General features: G+C 66.3%; 14 protein-coding genes. 8 read left to right on the top strand and 6 right to left on the bottom strand.

Going from position 1 to position 16,429, the window contains the following annotated elements; genetic code table 11:
- Positions 1-32 precede the first annotated feature (32 nt).
- The 4 genes from LH390_RS06390 (at position 33) to LH390_RS06375 (ending at position 5,377) form a co-directional block, all read left to right on the top strand.
- Complete coding sequence (locus LH390_RS06390) at positions 33-1,664, top strand: ABC transporter substrate-binding protein (RefSeq protein ID WP_227282094.1); 1,632 nt, start codon at positions 33-35, stop codon at positions 1,662-1,664.
- An 82-nt stretch (positions 1,665-1,746) separates the two neighbouring features.
- Positions 1,747-2,316, top strand: coding sequence for an adenine phosphoribosyltransferase (locus LH390_RS06385; protein WP_227282095.1), 570 nt, complete (start codon positions 1,747-1,749; stop codon positions 2,314-2,316).
- Positions 2,317-2,385: 69 nt separating this feature from the next.
- On the top strand, positions 2,386-4,671 hold the full coding sequence (locus tag LH390_RS06380) for a RelA/SpoT family protein (RefSeq protein WP_227337350.1): 2,286 nt from the start codon (positions 2,386-2,388) through the stop codon (positions 4,669-4,671).
- A 109-nt stretch (positions 4,672-4,780) separates the two neighbouring features.
- Entirely contained in the window at positions 4,781-5,377 is a 597-nt protein-coding gene (locus LH390_RS06375) for a DUF421 domain-containing protein (protein ID WP_227282097.1), read from the top strand.
- Positions 5,378-5,454: 77 nt separating this feature from the next.
- Here LH390_RS06375 and LH390_RS06370 read toward each other — a convergent pair whose 3' ends face one another.
- On the bottom strand, positions 5,455-6,291 hold the full coding sequence (locus LH390_RS06370; RefSeq protein ID WP_227282098.1) for a peptidylprolyl isomerase: 837 nt from the start codon (positions 6,289-6,291) through the stop codon (positions 5,455-5,457).
- Between the two features lie 183 nt (positions 6,292-6,474).
- On the opposite strand from LH390_RS06370, the gene LH390_RS06365 reads away from it, so the two are divergent.
- Positions 6,475-7,113, top strand: a complete 639-nt coding sequence (locus LH390_RS06365) for an MBL fold metallo-hydrolase (RefSeq protein WP_227282099.1) — start codon at positions 6,475-6,477, stop codon at positions 7,111-7,113.
- A gap of 37 nt (positions 7,114-7,150) precedes the next feature.
- Positions 7,151-8,440: a histidine--tRNA ligase gene (gene hisS / locus LH390_RS06360; protein ID WP_227282597.1), complete on the top strand. Its 1,290-nt coding sequence runs from the start codon at positions 7,151-7,153 to the stop codon at positions 8,438-8,440.
- On the opposite strand, the gene LH390_RS06355 is transcribed toward hisS, so the two are convergent.
- The 4 genes from LH390_RS06355 to LH390_RS06340 all read right to left on the bottom strand — a co-directional run bounded on the left by LH390_RS06355 (position 8,437) and on the right by LH390_RS06340 (position 12,060).
- On the bottom strand, positions 8,437-9,849 hold the full coding sequence (locus tag LH390_RS06355; RefSeq protein ID WP_227288174.1) for an L-serine ammonia-lyase: 1,413 nt from the start codon (positions 9,847-9,849) through the stop codon (positions 8,437-8,439). The genes hisS and LH390_RS06355 overlap by 4 nt on opposite strands.
- Positions 9,850-9,958: 109 nt before the next feature.
- Positions 9,959-10,642 (bottom strand): CE1759 family FMN reductase, encoded by a 684-nt coding sequence (locus LH390_RS06350; RefSeq protein WP_227282101.1) that lies wholly within the window; start codon positions 10,640-10,642, stop codon positions 9,959-9,961.
- A gap of 51 nt (positions 10,643-10,693) precedes the next feature.
- Complete coding sequence (locus LH390_RS06345; protein WP_227282102.1) at positions 10,694-11,812, bottom strand: CE1758 family FMN-dependent luciferase-like monooxygenase; 1,119 nt, start codon at positions 11,810-11,812, stop codon at positions 10,694-10,696.
- 47 nt (positions 11,813-11,859) lie between these two features.
- Complete coding sequence (locus LH390_RS06340; protein ID WP_227324420.1) at positions 11,860-12,060, bottom strand: hypothetical protein; 201 nt, start codon at positions 12,058-12,060, stop codon at positions 11,860-11,862.
- A 548-nt stretch (positions 12,061-12,608) separates the two neighbouring features.
- Here LH390_RS06340 and LH390_RS06330 point away from each other — a divergent pair.
- Together LH390_RS06330 and LH390_RS06325 are read left to right on the top strand one after the other, a co-directional pair.
- Entirely contained in the window at positions 12,609-13,436 is an 828-nt protein-coding gene (locus LH390_RS06330) for a hypothetical protein (protein WP_227288310.1), read from the top strand.
- The gene (locus LH390_RS06325) at positions 13,433-15,532 is read left to right on the top strand and encodes a YhgE/Pip family protein (protein WP_227282105.1); all 2,100 of its coding nucleotides are present in this window, start codon (positions 13,433-13,435) and stop codon (positions 15,530-15,532) included. Before LH390_RS06330 ends, LH390_RS06325 begins: the two co-directional genes overlap by 4 nt.
- Here LH390_RS06325 and ypfJ read toward each other — a convergent pair.
- Positions 15,529-16,413 carry a KPN_02809 family neutral zinc metallopeptidase gene (gene ypfJ / locus LH390_RS06320; RefSeq protein WP_227282106.1) on the bottom strand — a complete coding sequence of 295 codons (885 nt, stop codon included), beginning with the start codon at positions 16,411-16,413 and terminating at the stop codon, positions 15,529-15,531. The two genes, LH390_RS06325 and ypfJ, sit on opposite strands and share 4 nt — an antisense overlap.
- Positions 16,414-16,429: the final 16 nt, after the last annotated feature.

Genomic DNA, 16,429 nt, shown 5'->3' with positions numbered 1-16,429 from the left:
GATGGGAACTTCCGGATAAGGAGCAACGGCTGATGGTTGATACACATCCACGGAAAGCAGATTCCGGGCACGCTCATCCGGTGCGCCGCCTCGGCGCGCTGGCCCTGGCGGGGCTGACGGCCCTCAGCCTTGCCGCCTGCTCGGGCGGGGACTCTGATCGCGAGGAGCGCGATACCCTGGCCTCCTCCATCGCCCATCCCGCATACCTGGTGGGCTCCGAACTGCGCACCGCTAACGCGGCCAGCAACCTGGGGGTATCCACCTCAGCCGAAGTGGTCTCCGGGCGAATTTACCCGGGCATCTATGCTTCCGGCCCGGCGGGCCAAATGATCCCCAACACCGACCTGGCCACCACCCAGGTTCTTCCCGGCGACAAGCGCACGGTCATCTACACCCTGACGGAGCAAGCAAAATACGCCGATGGTGTGCCCATCACCTGCACGGATTTTCTGCTGTCCTTCAAGGCGGGGGTGCTCTCAGACCTCTTTGATTCGCACCTGCCGCTCACGCGGCAAGTCGAGCGCCTGGACTGCACGCCTGGGGCAAAGAAGTTCTCCGTGACCTTCCGGCCCGGTCAGGGGGGGCGGTGGCGCAATCTCTTCGGCCCGGGCGAAGTGCTGCCCGCCCACGCTATCGCCCGCAAGGCCGGCGTGAGCCAGCAGCAGCTCACCGATGCTCTGCTCGCCGACGATCGCGCCGCCCTCGAACCGGTGGCAACCGTGTGGCGTGAAGGCTTTAACCTTGACCACTTCGACCCGGAACTGCAGGTCTCTGCCGGCCCGTATCGCATTGATGAGGTAGGCGCCCGCGGGGAAGTGGTGCTGCTGAGCAACCAGGACTACTTTGGCGATCCCGCCCGGATCGGGGCGCTGACCCTGTGGCCGGCAAAGACTGACGGTGCGTGGCTGGCCAGCAAGGCGGATGTCATTGCCGCAGACCTCACCGACCACGGCTCGGCCTGGCTCAACCGCGACGATCCGGCCAACACCTATGACATCACCGCGGTAGCCGGGCGGCTGACGGACACCCTGGTGCTTGCCCCCGGGGGCATTTTTGCCGACGAGGCCAACCGGCAGGCCTTGGCGGCCTGCATTGACCACGCTGCGGTGGCGCGCATCTCCTCCGAAAAGTCCGGCATTGAGGTTCCCGCGGTGGGCGCCCACGTGGTCTCCTATGATGACCCGGCCGCCCGGCATTTGGCCGGGGTGACGGATCCGCACCTCGACGTCGATGTGAATAAGGCGCGCAAGCTCGATCAGGCCACGGTGCGCATCGGCTATCAGGGCCCCAATGAGCGCTATAGCGCCATGGTGGAGTCCATCCGGCAGTCCTGCGCCCCCGCCGGAATTACGGTGGTCAACGCCGCCGGCGATAACGCGGGGCTGGGCGATCTCGAGGGCGTGACCCCGTATGGGTCACATTCCTTGGATGCGGTGCTCATGGCGGTCGATCCGGAGCAGGAGTATGGTCAAGTGCCGGCCGCTGGGGTCAATGATGATAAGGGCCTGTATTCGGCGGAGGAGCAGCTGTGGAATGAGGTTCCCGATATTCCGCTTTCCGCGCAGCCGCGCTCTTTTGCCAGCCACCGCAAAATCAGCAATATCACCGCCTACACGGGTGTGACCGGGCTGGGTTGGAATCTTGACCGCTGGCAGATGAGTTAGGCGGAAAACGCCCATACGTCGGCGGCTGTGGCCCGCCTGCCCCCTGTAGTTTCCCGTTAAGCATTTTAAGGATTGTTTCTCCATGAGTTTTACTGATCCTCGCCCGCTGAGTGAAAGCCATTTCCCGCAGGCTCGCGCCGCGCTGAATGAGCACATGCGTTATGTGGAAGACTTCCCCGCCCCGGGTGTGCTCTTCCAGGACATGACCCCGGTGTTGGCGCAGCCGGACGCGTTCGCGGCAATCATTGATGCGCTTGCCGACGCCGCCGCATCACTGAATGCGGATCTCATCGGTGGTCTGGATGCCCGGGGTTTCCTCCTGGGCTCCGCGGTGGCATACAAGATGGGCCTGGGGATCGTGGCGATTCGGAAGAAGGGCAAGCTGCCGCCGCCGGTGTTGACCCAGGAGTACTCGCTGGAATACGGCACCGCCGCGCTGGAGATCCCGGCTGAGGCCATGGAGCTGGAGGGGCGCAACGTGGTGCTCGTCGATGACGTGTTGGCCACCGGGGGCACCCTGGTTGCCGCTGCAGAGCTGCTGCGTAAGGCCGGCGCCACCGTGTGCGGCAACGTGGTTGTCCTTGAGGTCGATGGGCTTGGCGGGCGGCAGCGTGTGGGCGATACTCCGGTGATCGTTATCAATAAGGACTAAAAGTCCGGATGCTTTGAGGCGGGCCTGGTTGGTGGCTTAAGATTGCCGTTAACCTAGGAAGGTCGGCATATGACTCAGGATCGTGGCAAAACCCGTAATGCGGTTGGCGTTCGGGGAATGTCCGCGCGCTTAGCCCGCAGCCTCACCGGCAATAGGACGCGGGTCAACCCGGTGCTTGATCCGCTGTTGGGCATTCACCGACAATTCCACCCGAAGGCCGACGTTGAGGTCCTGGCCAAGGCCTATGAAACGGCCGAGCGGCTCCATGATGGAGTCTTCCGCAAATCCGGGGACCCGTACATCACCCACCCGCTGGCGGTGGCGACTATCGCCGCGGAGATCGGCATGGACACCACCACGCTCGTGGCCGCGCTGCTCCATGACACGGTCGAGGATACGGACTACACCTTGGCGGACCTGTCCGCCGAGTTCGGTGACGAGGTTGCCCGCCTGGTCGATGGGGTGACCAAGCTGGACAAGGTGGCGTTGGGTGCGGCGGCGGAGGCGGAGACGATCCGCAAGATGATCGTGGCCATGGCCCAGGACCCGCGCGTGCTGGTGATCAAGGTGGCCGACCGGCTGCACAACATGCGCACCATGCGCTTCCTGCCGCCGGAGAAGCAGGCCAAGAAGGCCCGCCAAACCCTGGAGGTCATCGCCCCACTGGCGCATCGCTTAGGCATGGCCAGCCTGAAGTGGGAGCTGGAGGATCTTTCCTTTGCCATTCTCTACCCCAAGAAATATGACGAGATCGTTCGACTCGTAGCCGATCGCGCCCCGCAGCGGGATCACGCACTTGCCCAAATTAAAGAACACGTCACCCAGGCGCTGAAGGAAAATGACATTCCTGCGGAGGTCATGGGGCGGCCGAAGCACTATTGGTCGATTTACCAAAAGATGATTGTGCGCGGTCATGATTTTGATGAGATCTTTGACCTGGTGGGAATCCGGGTCCTGGTGGATAACATCAATAATTGCTACGCGGCTATCGGCGTCGTCCATTCGGTCTTCTCGGCCATGCCGGGCAGATTTAAAGACTATATTTCTGCCCCCCGTTTCGGGGTGTATCAGTCCCTGCACACCACGGTGATGACGGATTCTGGGCGCCCGTTGGAAGTCCAGGTGCGCACCCATGAGATGCACTATGCCGCGGAGTTCGGCATCGCCGCACACTGGCGGTACAAGGAGACCAAGGGCTCGCACAAGGGCGACCAGGCAGAGGTCGACCAGATGGCGTGGATGCGCCAGCTGCTCGACTGGCAAAAAGAGGCCGCGGATCCGAATGAGTTTCTGGATTCTTTGCGCTATGACCTGTCTGCCCGCCAGATTTTTGTGTTTACCCCCAAGGGGGATGTGGTCAACCTACCGGCGGGCTCGACGCCCATTGACTTTGCCTACGCGGTGCACACGGGGGTGGGACACCGGTGCATCGGGGCGAAGATTAACGGCAAGCTCGTCGCCCTAGAAACGGCGCTCAATTCGGGGGACCGGGTGGAGGTGTTTACCTCCAAGGATGAAAATGCTGGACCGTCGCGTGACTGGCAGGACTTTGTGGTCTCTTCCCGCGCGAAGGCCAAGATCCGGCAGTGGTTTAGCAAGGAGCGCCGCGAGGAGCATCTTGAGGCGGGGCGCGACGCGCTGGCCGCCGAGGTGCAGCGCGGGGGGTTGCCCATGCACCGGCTGTTTACCGCGCAGTCCATGCGCACGGTGGCAGTCGAGCTGCACTATCCGGATGTTGATGCGCTCTATACGGCCATCGGCTCGGGCAGCATCTCTGCCCAACACGTCGCCCACCGGATGCTGGCGATCTTCGGTGATGAAGAAGCCGCCGAGGATGAGCTGGTCAGCCGCACCCCCTTCTCGGAGATCCTGGGCTCAAAGTCCTCTGCGGCGCAGACGAGCGTCAACTCCGGGGTGTTGGTGGAAGGCAGCCCGGACGTCATGGCGAAGCTGGCCAAGTGTTGTCAGCCGGTTCCTGGGGATGCGATTTTTGGTTTTGTCACCCGCGGCGGAGGTGTATCTGTGCACCGCACCGACTGCACCAACGCGGATAAGCTACGCCAGGAAACGGCGCGCCTGATTTCGGTGGCCTGGGCTAGCGAGTCGGGTGGGTCGGTGTTTACCGCCACGGTGCAGATTGAAGCGTTGGATCGCGCTGGGTTGCTCATGGACCTGACCAAGGCCATAACGGAGGAGCGCCTGAGCGTGTTGGCCATGAATTCGCAGGCCTCCGATGACCACATAGCCACCATTCGCTTTACCTTCTCGGTGTCCGATACCAAGCAGCTGGGGTCGTTGATGACCACCCTGCGCAACACCGAGGGCGTCTTCGATGTGTATCGGGTAACTGCCTAGTCGCCGGGTACGCCGGGTACGCCGGGCGGACGCGCCACACCACGGTGCACCGGAGACAGTCCTGCCCGCCACTCGGTGCCGCCACAGTGGGGTTCTAGACTGTGGTTTCATGGTAATTCCGGACGTGTGGATGGAGCGGCTGGCAGCCGAGGTCTTCATCGAACCGTGGCGCATTCCCGTGGTGATGGGCTCTGCCTGCGTGATCTATGTGGTGTTCGTGGGCATGCTGCGCGTCTTTGGCGCGCGGGTGCTAAGCCCCATGAACCTTTTTGACGCCGTGGTGATCATCATGTTTGGGGCGGTGGCGGGCCGTGTGATCATCGGCCACCCGCCCACCCTGGGTGCGGGCGTGGTGGGCCTGTGCACCCTGGTGGCCCTGGAGCTGGTTTTTGGGGCGGCCCGCCGGGTGGGGTCTATTCGCCGGGTGGTCGATGCCACCCCGCGGGTGATTATTGCGCGCGGGGAGTTCATCGACTCTGAGGTTCACCGCAATCACCTATCGCGGGCGGATATTTATGCCGTGTTGCGCCGCAGTGGGGTATCCAGCATGTCGCAGGTCCGGGCGATGATCCTGGAGCCTTCGGGTGGTTTTTCCGTGGTGCGTGAAGGCCAGCCGATTGACCCGGAGTTCTTGCGCGGTGTCGTGGGAGCCCACCGCGTCGTGGATGAGGCGCCGCAGGAGGTTGAGGGGTCGGCGCACGGGTGACGCCCCCGCGCACGCACCGGAAGTGGGGTGGAGCCGGTGGGCGAGGGGGCGTCGATAAGCGGGAGGCCGTGGCGCTGTTAGGACACGGTGGCGGAGGTGATGCGAACTTCCTTGGCGGGGGCGCCGTCGGGGGCGTGGTCCTTGACTCCGTTGGCCGCGATGGTGTCCAGGGTCTTCAGGCCGGTGTCGGTGATCTGGCCGAAGGCGGTGTAGGCCGGGGGCAGGGTGGTGTCGGTGAAGTTGAGGAACATCTGCGAGCCGTTGGTGCCCTCGCCGGCGTTGGCCATGGCCACGGAGCCGCGCGGGTAGATCACGGGGTTGTCCTTGTTGGCGGCCTCATCGGTGGGGTATTCGTTGGCAAAGCGGAAGCCGGGTCCGCCGGCGCCGGTGCCGGCCGGGTCGCCGCACTGCAGGATGCCCATGCCGTTGGACATGGACGGGTCGGTGATGCGGTGGCAGACGGTGTTGTCAAAGTACTTGGCCTTGGCCAGGGACTCCATGGCGTGGACGGTGCAGGGAGCCAGGGAGCGGTCCAGGTCCATGGGGATTTCGCCCTGGTTGGTCGCCAGGGTCAGGTGCACGGTGCCGCGGGCGGAGACCTTGTCGCCGGCGGGGGCCTTGGCTTCCCTGGCGGCCTTGCCGTCAGCGGGGTAGTCGCAGTTGACGGTTTCTGGTAGCGCCTGGTCGCGCACGAGGGACAGGGGCTGCGGGGTGTCGCTGTCCGCGCTGGCGTCATCGGTGTCGCTGCTGTTGTCGCGGGTAGCCAGGTAGAAGATGGCTCCGACGATGGCCAGGATGGCCACGAGGGCGACGAAGATTACACCCAGGGGGCGGGACTTTTCGGACCTATCGCGGGACTTGAGTGCCTTGTCCAGTTCTGCCAGGGCTTCCTGGCCGCGTTGTTCATTGTTCACCGTGGTACCGGGCTTTCCTTAGGTTCAAAGAAATCGTGGGCAAAGTGTGTCTCATGCGGCGCGCGGGAGCACAGGGCCCCGCGTGGCCGCACGCGTTGCCGTCATAGCTTAGTCGGTGGGCGCGGCAGCGCTTGCGCCGCCAGGCCGCTACAGCGTCAGTGCCGTGTGGTTACAGTGTGACGCATGGAGATTCTGGGCTGCGTGGCGGGCGCATTTTCGGCTAATTGTTATCTGCTGGTGGCGGATGGGAAGGCGACGGTGCTGGACCCGGGGGCGGGCGCCTTCGAGCCGGTGATGGCGACGGTGGAGCGCCGCGGCCTTGAGGTAGCGGCGATCGTGTTGACGCACGGCCACCTGGACCACACCTTTGACGCGGGCAGGCTGGCGGCCGAGTGTGGCGTTGCGGTGCACCTGCATCCGGACGACGAGTGGATGCTCACCGACGCTCACGGCGGGATCGGCCCGCTGGCCGACCAGTATTTTGATCTCTCCTCCTGGGTGCAAGTAGAGCAGACGGTTGCGCTTGTCGACGCCGCCCCCCTCACCCTCGGCGGGGAAGAGTTCACCGTCCGCCACGCCCCGGGGCATTCGCCGGGAAGCGTGCTGCTCGTGGGGCAGAAGCACTGCTTTAGTGGTGATGTGCTCTTCCGCGGGGCTATCGGGCGCACGGATCTTCCGGGGTCGGATCCGGCGGCGATGCGCGCCACCCTGGCCGGTCCGGTGTGGCAGTTAGACAATGCGCTGGAGATTCACCCCGGCCACGGCCCGGGCACCACCATGGGCGCTGAGCGTGGGGGCAACCCCTACCTGCGGTTGTTTTAGGGGGTTCGCGGTAGAGTGGCAAGCCGTGAGCGAAAAGATGAAGCAGCAGTCCCACCAGGGCCCTAAGGGGGTCCCGGATTACTTTCCGCCGACGTCGGCGGCGTTTGTCACCGTGCGCGAGGCGTTTCGCCATCAGGCGCACCTGGCGGGCTATGAGCACATCGAGCTGCCGATCTTTGAAGACACGGAGCTGTTCGCCCGGGGGGTCGGCGAGTCCACCGACGTGGTCTCCAAGGAGATGTATACCTTTGCTGACCGGGGTGGGCGCAGCGTGACCCTGCGCCCGGAGGGCACCGCCGGGGTGATCCGGTCGGTCATCGAGCACAATTTGGATCGCGGCCAGCTGCCGGCAAAGCTGTCCTACCACGGCCCGTTCTTCCGCTATGAGCGCCCGCAGGCTGGGCGCTACCGCCAGCTCCAGCAGGTGGGCGTGGAGGCCATTGGTATTGATGACCCGGTCTTGGACGCGGAGGCCATCGCCCTGGCGGATCGGTGTTTCCGCTCGGTGGGGCTGACCGGCTTCCGCCTGGAGCTGACGTCTCTGGGGGATGCGACGTGCCGGCCGGCCTACCGGGCGCTGCTCCAGGAGTTCCTCGCCGGGCTGGACCTGGACGAGGAGACGCGCCGCCGGGCGCAGATCAACCCGCTGCGCGTGCTCGATGACAAGCGCCCGGAGATGCAGGACAAGCTTGCCGACGCCCCGCTCATGCTCGACCACCTGTCCGCGGGGCCGCGCGAACACTTTGAAACGGTCACCGGCCTGCTTGACGATCTCGGCGTGGCCTACACCATCAACCCGCGCATGGTCCGCGGCCTGGACTACTACACCAAGACGTGCTTCGAGTTCGTCCATGACGGCTTGGGCGCACAGTCGGGCATCGGCGGCGGCGGGCGCTATGACGGGCTCATGGCGCAACTCGGCGGCCAGGACCTCTCCGGCATCGGCTACGGGCTGGGGGTGGACCGCACCCTGCTCGCACTGGAGGCCGAAGGCGTTGACTTAAGCTCCAACCGCGTCGACGCCTATGGTGTGGCCCTCGGTGCGGCGGCGAAGGCAGAGATGGCTCGGCTAATCGACGCCCTCCGGCGCGCCGATGTGCGCTCCGACATGGCCTACGGGGACCGCGGCCTCAAGGGGGCGATGAAGGGAGCCGACCGCGCGGGCGCCCGCTTCGCGCTGGTGATCGGTGACAACGAGCTCGCCGCCGGCACGGTGGCGCTCAAGGACCTGGCCACCCGCGAGCAGGTGGAGATCCCGCGCGAGGACGCACCCGCGGAGGTGGCCCGGCGCCTGGCCACGGACGCCGCCGACGCGGCGCGCTCCTAACACTCGGTAAGGCTGACCGGCAGGCCCAGGGTCACGGCCAGCCCGCCGGTGGCGGTCTCCTTGTACTTGGTCAGCATGTCGCGGCCCGTTTCGGCCATGGTGTGCACCACGTCATCGAGGGTCACCCGTGCAGTGCCGTGGCCGAGGCGCGCCAGGCGGGCGGCGTTAATGGACTTCACCGCGCCGATGGCGTTGCGTTCGATGCAGGGGATCTGCACCAGCCCGGCCACCGGGTCGCACGTCAGGCCGAGGTTGTGCTCCAGCCCAATCTCCGCGGCGGTTTCCACCTGCCGGGCGCTGCCGCCGATGACGGCGCACAGGCCGCCGGCGGCCATGGAGGAGGCGGAGCCTACCTCGCCCTGGCAGCCGACCTCCGCGCCAGAGATGGAGGCGTTCTGCTTGATAATCGCGCCGACGGCTCCGGCGGTGAGCAGGAATTCCCGGGCGGATGCCTCGTTGAAGTCTGCGAGGAAGTCGCGCGCGTAGTGCATGACGGCGGGGATGATGCCCGCCGCGCCGTTGGTCGGGGCGGTGACTACCCGGCCCCCGGCGGCGTTTTCCTCATTGACGGCCAGCGCATAGAGGTTGACCCACTCCATCGCGCCGAAGCCGGCCTGATCCTCGGCGCGCTCCTTGAGCAGGTATTCATGAAGCTCCGGGGCACGTCTGACAACGTTGAGCCCCCCGGGTAGGATCCCGCTGGTGGCAATGCCGGCGGCCACGCATTCGCGCATGGTGCGCCACACCCGGTCGAGGTGCTCGTAGACAAACTCCAGCCCGCCTTCGTCGCGGTGCAAGACGTCTTCATTGGCGGCCACGACCTCCGCGATGGAAAGGTCATTGACCTCGCAATGCTTGAGTAGCTCCTCGGCGGTGCTGAAGGGGAAAGGCACCGGGGCTTCGTCGCTGGCCTGGGTGGCCGCGCCGGAGCCGAGCCCGTCGGGGGAGTTGAGCTGTTGGCGCAGCTGCTTGCCGGTGAGGATGAACCCGCCGCCGACGGAGTAGTAGTCCTGGTCCGGTGCCAGGGGGTTGCCCTCGCCGTCGTGGACGGAAAAGATCAGCCCGTTGGGGTGCAGCTCCAAGGAGACGGGGTTGAAATCGATCTCGTAGCGGAAGGTCCCTCCGGGGCCGGTGACCGATCCGACGACGGGCACGCTGGCGCCGGGGGCAGGCTCCGCGTCCGCAGGCACCGTCACCGGGTCATAGCCGGCCAGCCCGAGCACCACCGCGCGGTCGGTGCCGTGCCCGCGGCCGGTGGCGGCCAACGAGCCGCGCAGCTGGATCCGGATGACGCCGGAGTTGTCTGACAAACCATCCGCGAAGGCCTTTGCTGCGCGCATGGGGCCAACGGTGTGCGAGGACGAGGGACCGATACCGATGCTGAACATGTCAACAACGCTGATCGTCATTGCTGCCTGCTCCATCCTGGTTGAAAAGGCGGACACCGGTTCATGGCTGAAGCGGTGTATCTGGCACCAGGCTACCGCCCATTTGGGGTGCTACCCAACCCAGGGTCACCTAGTCGGTGGTACCGTCATAACCCGCCAGGAGCTGGGCAAACGATGTGAAATCTGCGCCCGAGCGCGTATTAGTTCCCCGCTGCGCGCCGGCGTCTTGGGTGGCCGTTTGTCCGCCCAGCCCGGACACGGAGGTGGCCTGCCGGACCATCAATTCTGCGAGTTCTCCGGCGGCGCGATCGATGCGCCCGGGCAGCGCCAGGCCCTCGTGGGTGCCGTAGTCCTCGGTGGCGGAAAAGACCGCCGTGGGCACCACCACGGCGCGCAGGTAGCTAAACAGCGGACGCACGGCGTGCTCCAGCATCAGGCTGTGCCGGGGGGAGCCAGCCGTGGCGGCAATCAGGGTGGGCAGCCCGGCGACATCGGTGGGGGTGACCAGGTCAAAGAACAGCTTAAACAGCCCAGCGTAGGAGGCTTGGAATACCGGGGTGACCGCGATGAGCCCGTCGGCGGTGCTCAGCTGGGAGCGGGCTTCATCGAGTTGCGCGGTATTCATGCCCGGCGTTGCTACCGCCGCTGCCATGTCTGCGGCGAGGCGCCGGAGTTCGATGTTGGTGACCTCAAGGCTCTCGCCGCGGGCGGTCACCGCGGCGGTGGTGGCCCCGGCGAGTTGGTCAGCCAGCCGGGAGGTGCTCGAGGGGCTAGACATGCCGGCGCTGACGACCACTAGGTGGCGGGTGCTCATGGATCCTCCGTGTGGAAATTGGGGTGGTAAAGGGTGGGGAATAGGTGAAAGTTATGCGTCAGGGTTTCCGGGATTGACCTGGAAATGTGCCGCCGAGCGGTCCAAGGAGCGCAAGGTGGCGTGCGTGGGCGGATCCGCGGGAACGTTGTCGGGGCGGCGTGCCGCGAAGGCGCGGCGCAGCTCGGGAACGACGTCGCGGCCCAGGCGTTCGATCTGGTCGAGCACCACCTCAAGCGGCAGGCCGGCGTGATCGACGAGGAAGAGCTGGCGCTGGTAGTCGCCCGCCCAGTCGGCGAAGCTGAGCGTCGAGGCGATGACCTCCTCCGCGGTGCCCACTGTCAGGGGCGTGTGCGTGGTGTATTCCTCCAGGCTGGGGCCGTGCCCGTAGACGGGGGCGTTATCAAAGTAGGGGCGGAACTGGTTGACGGCGGCGTCGTGGGTGTCGCCGATGAAGACCTGCCCGCCCAGGCCGACAATCGCCTGCTCGGGGCGCCCGTGGCCGTGGGCGGCGAAGCGCCTGCGGTAGAGGTTGACCAGCTGGGCGGTGTGCTCGGGGTTCCAGAAGATGTTGTTGTGGAAGAATCCGTCGCCGTAGTAGGCGGCCTGTTCGGCGATTTGGGTGGTGCGGATGGAGCCGTGCCACACGAAGGGGGGGACGTCGTCAAGCGGCCACGGGGTGGACACGTAGCCCTGGAGCGGGGTGCGGAAGCGTCCCTTCCAGGTCAGCGGTTTCTCGCGCCACAGGCGGCGCAGGAGGTGGTAGTTTTCAATCGCCAGCGGTAGGGCGGTGCGAATGTCCTTGCCAAACCAGGGGTAGACCGGCCCGGTGTTGCCCCGGCCGAGCATGAGGTCGATGCGCCCGCCGGAGAGGTGTTGGAGCACGGCGTAGTCCTCGGCGAGGGTGACGGGATCATTGGTGGTGATCAGGGTGGTTGCCGTGGACAGCTGGAGCCGGGAGGTGCGCGCGGCGATGTAGGCCAGGTGCGTCGTCGGCGAGGAGGGCACGAACGGGGGGTTGTGGTGCTCGCCGGTGGCAAAGACGTCAAGGCCCACCTCTTCGGCCTTCAGTGCAATAGCCGTCATGGCGTTAATGCGCTCGGCCTCCGTGGGGGTGGTGCCGGTGGTGGGATCGGTGGTGACGTCTCCGATGGAAAAGATGCCAAACTGCATGGTGGTTTCGTCCTTTCGAATGTCGTTAATGCCGTAGTCGGGCGGTTCTAGGGGGCGGGGCTGGTTTCTTTGGTGAAGTAGGCGCGCACGAGTCTGCGGGTGACGTCGGGATCCAGTTCGAGCACCCCGCTCATGGGCGGGCGGGTGATCACGATGAGCTCGGCGATGAACTGCGAGGGCGTCAGCGACTGTGTGACTAGCCCGGCGCGCTGCGCGGCGGAGATGATGCGCTGGCTCTTGCCGTGCATGCGCTTCCAGCGGGCGTCGACGGCCGGGGGGCAGCTGGGACAGGGAGGGTGGGGCGAGGGCCTGGACCAGGGGGCCGAGGCCGAGCTCGACGAGCCCCCAGACGTAGCGGCGCCAGCTGGCGGTGACGTCAGTATCCAGGTGGGCGACGATGTCATCTTGAAGCGCCTCGGCCTGGGCGAGCAGGGCGATCATGCATTCCAGGATGAGCTGGTTGCGGTCGGCGAAGTTGCGGTAGACGGTGGCGATTCCCACCTGGGCGCGGGCCGCAACTTTTTCCATGGTTACGTCGTGGGGGGAGGTGGTGCGAAATAACGTGCAGGCGGTGTCGATGATCCGGGAGCGTCGAGCCGCGGCGTCGGCACGCATGGGGGGCCGTCCTTTCTTGCTGGAAGTGGGAAACCTGTGAGCCTGCTTGCCGCCCACTATATCCATGAGGCGCGGTCGTGTTGACAGTTCAACGCTTGCGGAGTTGGATGAGCCCCACAAGAAAGTGATAGCTGACCCTCCGCATGAGTGCGGAAGGGGAGACAAAGGACGAACTCCTGGTATGACGTTGCCTGAGGCCCACCCCGCCGACACCCACCCCGCCGACACCCACTCCGGCACCACCCCCGTCGTGCTCGAGGCCACCGGTGTGCGCACCACCCGACCCACCCGACCCGCCCGACCCGCCCGGTCCGCCCAAAGCACGCCCGCGCCGGAAGTGACCTTCACCGCATCACCCGGGCTGACCGTGCTGCGCGGCGGGCGGGAAGACCACACCACCGCGCTGAGCCTAACGCTTGCCGGGCGACGCCGCCCCAGCGCCGGAACCATCACCCTTCACGATCGGCATAAAAGCTGGTCGCGCGCCGGGGAACTATTTTCCCGCATCGCGCTGGCCGGAGCCACGGAAATCGATTCGCTGGAACGCCAGGTTCCGGTGCGCGCAGTGGTCAAGGAACAACTGGCCTGGTCGGTGCCGTGGTGGAAGCCGGTCGGTGATCCGGCCGATCACCCGCACGTGCGCGACTGGGCGGGCCTGCTGGGTATCGCAGACACCATCGCGGCGCGCGAACCCGTAGGCGGCCTCGCCGTGGCTGATCGCTTTCGCCTGCGCATCCTCCTGTCCCTCATCGCGCGTCCGCGGGCGCGCCTGCTGGTCATCGATGACATCGATCAGGTGCGCGACATGGGCCTGCGCGCCGAGTTGCTTGCCGACGCCGCACTTCTGAGCACCCGCATTCCGGTCATCGTCAGCACGGTCAACGAGCTAGCGGGACAAGTCGCACCGGGGGTCGCGGCCGCCTGCACGCTCATTGATGTGCGCGGCGGGGCCGCGCGACGCGCCGCGGACGCGGCGGCTGTACCGGCGCGAGGGGAGGGGGTGCGATGATCTCCGGACTGCACATCGGCACGGAGCTGCGCCGCTTTGGCCACGGCAAACTCCCGCCGCTGGCCCTCGTGGTCATCATCTGCCTGCCGCTCATCTTCGGCGCGCTGTTCGTCTGGTCCTACTTTGACCCGATCGGGCGCCTAGACAAGCTGCCGGTAGCGGTGGTCAACTCCGATGAGGGGGCAGATTCCCCGCAGGGGCGCCTCGACGCCGGCCAGCAAGTCGTAGACGGCCTGCTGGACAATCGGCGCCTGGACTTTCACGTCGTGGACGCTGAGGAAGCGCGCGCTGGCTTGGACTCCGGCCGCTACTACTTTGCCGTGGAGATTCCGCACGACTTCTCCGCGGCGGCCAGCAGCATTCGCTCTGGTACTCCGCGCTCGGCGACCATCAACGTGGCGTTTAATAACCGCAATGGGTTTATCTCCACAACCCTGGGCAACATGGTCACCCTGGTCATGGTGGATACGGTCGACGCCACGATCGGCCGGAACATCACCAACCAGCTGTTGGTGGGGCTGAGCACCGTCGGGCACGGGATTGACCAGGCCGCCGACGGGGCCGGCCAGCTGGCCGCGGGGGCGACCACCGCCCACGATGGCGCCACCACCCTCGCCGGCGGTACGCGGCGCGCAGTCGACGGCGCGGGCCGGCTCGCCGATGGTGCAGCAACGCTTAATGACGGCATGGGGCAGGCGCAGGCAGGAACTAACCGCCTCCGCGACGGCATCGAACGGCTGGATAACGGGCTGTCCACCGCGCAGGACGGCTCCCATCGCCTGGCCGCCGGCCTGTCGCGTCTCCAGCAGGCCACCCAGGCGCTGGCCTCTGGTGCGGGGCAGGTTGCCGACGGAGTGGATAAGGTCAGCGACGTCGCCGGGCAACTCGACCACATCCGCGGCCAACTCGAAGGTCCTCTGGTGAGTACCTCGGCTGCGCTGCGGGCCGCCGGGCAGCCCGGCACCATCGCCCTGGCCGATCAGATCGACGCCACCCTCAACCAGCTGCGCGCCACCACCGGCACCCAGGCCACTGGCGCTCAGCTGGAGCAACTGCGTGCCGGCGCGCGCACGATAGCTACCGAGTTATCCGACCCGGCGGCACAGTACGTCCAGGGCATCGACGCTGCGGCGACGGGATCCCAGCAGCTCTCGGCGGGTATCGATGAGCTGAAAAACGGCTCCGGGCAACTCGTCGTGGGCGCCCGCACGCTTGCCGACGCCGCGAGTCGCCTCGTCGGCGGCACCCAGCAGCTCACCGTCGGGGCATCCGCGCTGCGCGACGGCCTGGTGGAACTGGATGCTGGATCCGGGCGCCTGCGCGACGGGCTGGGCCGCCTTGATGACGGCGCGGGGGAGCTGTCCCTAAAGATGCGGCAGGCCGGCTCCCAGGTGCCCACCTGGGAGGGCCAGCGCCTGGACGATGCCAGCCGCGTCGGCGGCCAGCCGGTGGTGCGCAACCTCGTGGCCGATGAGATGCGCGAGTTTGGCATCGGGCTGGCGCCCTTCTTCCTCTCCCTGGCCATGTTCATGGGTGGGACCATCTGCTGGATGGTGCTGCGTCCGCTGCAATCCCGTGCCGTGGATTCCGGGGCACGCTCACCCCGCGTGGTGGCGGCCAGCTACCTGCCGGGGCTGATCGTGGGCGTGTGCCAGGCAACCCTGGTGTGGGCGGTGGTTGAGGCCGGAGTGGGGCTCGGCGCTGTCCACCCGCTAGCGTTGTGGGTGGCGTTGCTGGGCGTGTCCGCGACGTTTATCGCCGCCACCCAGGCCGTCAATGCGGTTGTGGGGGTGACGGCGGGACGGGTCCTCTGCCTGATGCTCATGGCCATCCAGCTGGTGTCTTCCGGAGGGCTGTACCCGGTGGAGACCCAGCCGCGGCTGCTGCAGTGGGTCCACCACATCGACCCAATGACGTATTCCGTGGACCTGTTCCGGGGCGTCATCCTGGGCTTTGACCATGATGGCGGCCGGGCGCTCCACGGGGCGGTGTTCCTGGCGGCCGTGCTGCTCGGCGCGTGGGTGGTCAGCTGCCTGTCTGCGCGCTGGCACCGGCAGATTCTGCACAAGGACCTGCACCCGGAGCTTGCGGTTTAGCCGCGGTAGCCGCCCCGGCCCAGGGTGTCACACTGGGACATCTTCCCGGACTCAAAGCCCGCCTTGAAGGCCTGCTCGCGTTGCTTCGAGGTGCCGTGGGTGAAGCTTTCTGGGTTGACGCGCCCGCCGGAGCGGCGCTGAATGTTATCGTCACCCACCGCCCCCGCGGTATCGAGCGCGTCGCGCAGCTGCTCGTCGGTGAAGGATTCGAAGGAGGAGGAGTTGTTGGCGTAGTGGGCCCAGATGCCCCCGTAGCAGTCCGCCTGCAACTCGATCTTGACGGCATTGGAATCCGCACCCGGGTCCTCATAGTTGCTCAAACCCAGCGTGCCCTCGAGGTTCTGGATGTGGTGGCCGATCTCGTGGGCGACGATGTACTCCTGCGCCAGCGGCCCGTTGGATCCGCCCAGCTGAGCGAGCTGCTCAAAGAAGGACACGTCCAGGTAGGCGGTGCGATCCTTGGGACAATAGAAAGGTCCCGTCGCGGAGGTCGCCGACCCGCACCCGGTAGACACGGAATCGCGGAAAAGGTGCACCCCGGGCTGGACGTAGTCAATGTTGGCCTGCTCGGGCAGCACCTTCGACCAGACCTCATCAACGGAGGCAGCAATGCCCACCATGCGGCAGTCATCGTACTTGTTCGCATCCTCGCCGGTGACGCAGTGATCCAAGGAGTAATCCCCGCCGTCCGCGGAGTCCACCTGGTCTTGGCCGCCGCCCAGCAGCCCACCAAGTTCGGCAGGGTTGCCACCAAGCAGCAGGAATAGGCCGACCAACACCAGGCTTCCCAGGCCGCCACCAGCGGCGATCACGCCGCCTCGCCCGCCGGAGGACGTGCTGACGCGACCCGGATCAAGGTTGACGTCTTTTCTAAAGGTCATGGTGAAATGATGCCAC

Origin of the sequence: Corynebacterium uberis (genome assembly GCF_020616335.1) — a bacterium.
Taxonomy (GTDB): domain Bacteria; phylum Actinomycetota; class Actinomycetes; order Mycobacteriales; family Mycobacteriaceae; genus Corynebacterium; species Corynebacterium uberis.
Note: the sequence above shows the minus strand (reverse complement) of the source record. Positions and strands in the feature narration are given on the sequence as shown.

Bases quoted from the DNA above. Each gene is read 5' to 3' on its own strand.
- LH390_RS06390 (WP_227282094.1), top strand. From the start codon at position 33: ATGGTTGATACACATCCACGGAAAGCAGATTCCGGGCACGCTCATCCG.
- LH390_RS06385 (WP_227282095.1), top strand. From the start codon at position 1,747: ATGAGTTTTACTGATCCTCGCCCGCTGAGTGAAAGCCATTTCCCGCAG.
- LH390_RS06380 (WP_227337350.1), top strand. From the start codon at position 2,386: ATGACTCAGGATCGTGGCAAAACCCGTAATGCGGTTGGCGTTCGGGGA.
- LH390_RS06375 (WP_227282097.1), top strand. From the start codon at position 4,781: ATGGTAATTCCGGACGTGTGGATGGAGCGGCTGGCAGCCGAGGTCTTC.
- LH390_RS06365 (WP_227282099.1), top strand. From the start codon at position 6,475: ATGGAGATTCTGGGCTGCGTGGCGGGCGCATTTTCGGCTAATTGTTAT.
- hisS (WP_227282597.1), top strand. From the start codon at position 7,151: ATGAAGCAGCAGTCCCACCAGGGCCCTAAGGGGGTCCCGGATTACTTT.
- LH390_RS06355 (WP_227288174.1), bottom strand. From the start codon at position 9,849: ATGACGATCAGCGTTGTTGACATGTTCAGCATCGGTATCGGTCCCTCG.
- LH390_RS06350 (WP_227282101.1), bottom strand. From the start codon at position 10,642: ATGAGCACCCGCCACCTAGTGGTCGTCAGCGCCGGCATGTCTAGCCCC.
- LH390_RS06345 (WP_227282102.1), bottom strand. From the start codon at position 11,812: ATGCAGTTTGGCATCTTTTCCATCGGAGACGTCACCACCGATCCCACC.
- LH390_RS06340 (WP_227324420.1), bottom strand. From the start codon at position 12,060: ATGCACGGCAAGAGCCAGCGCATCATCTCCGCCGCGCAGCGCGCCGGG.
- LH390_RS06330 (WP_227288310.1), top strand. From the start codon at position 12,609: ATGACGTTGCCTGAGGCCCACCCCGCCGACACCCACCCCGCCGACACC.
- LH390_RS06325 (WP_227282105.1), top strand. From the start codon at position 13,433: ATGATCTCCGGACTGCACATCGGCACGGAGCTGCGCCGCTTTGGCCAC.
- ypfJ (WP_227282106.1), bottom strand. From the start codon at position 16,413: ATGACCTTTAGAAAAGACGTCAACCTTGATCCGGGTCGCGTCAGCACG.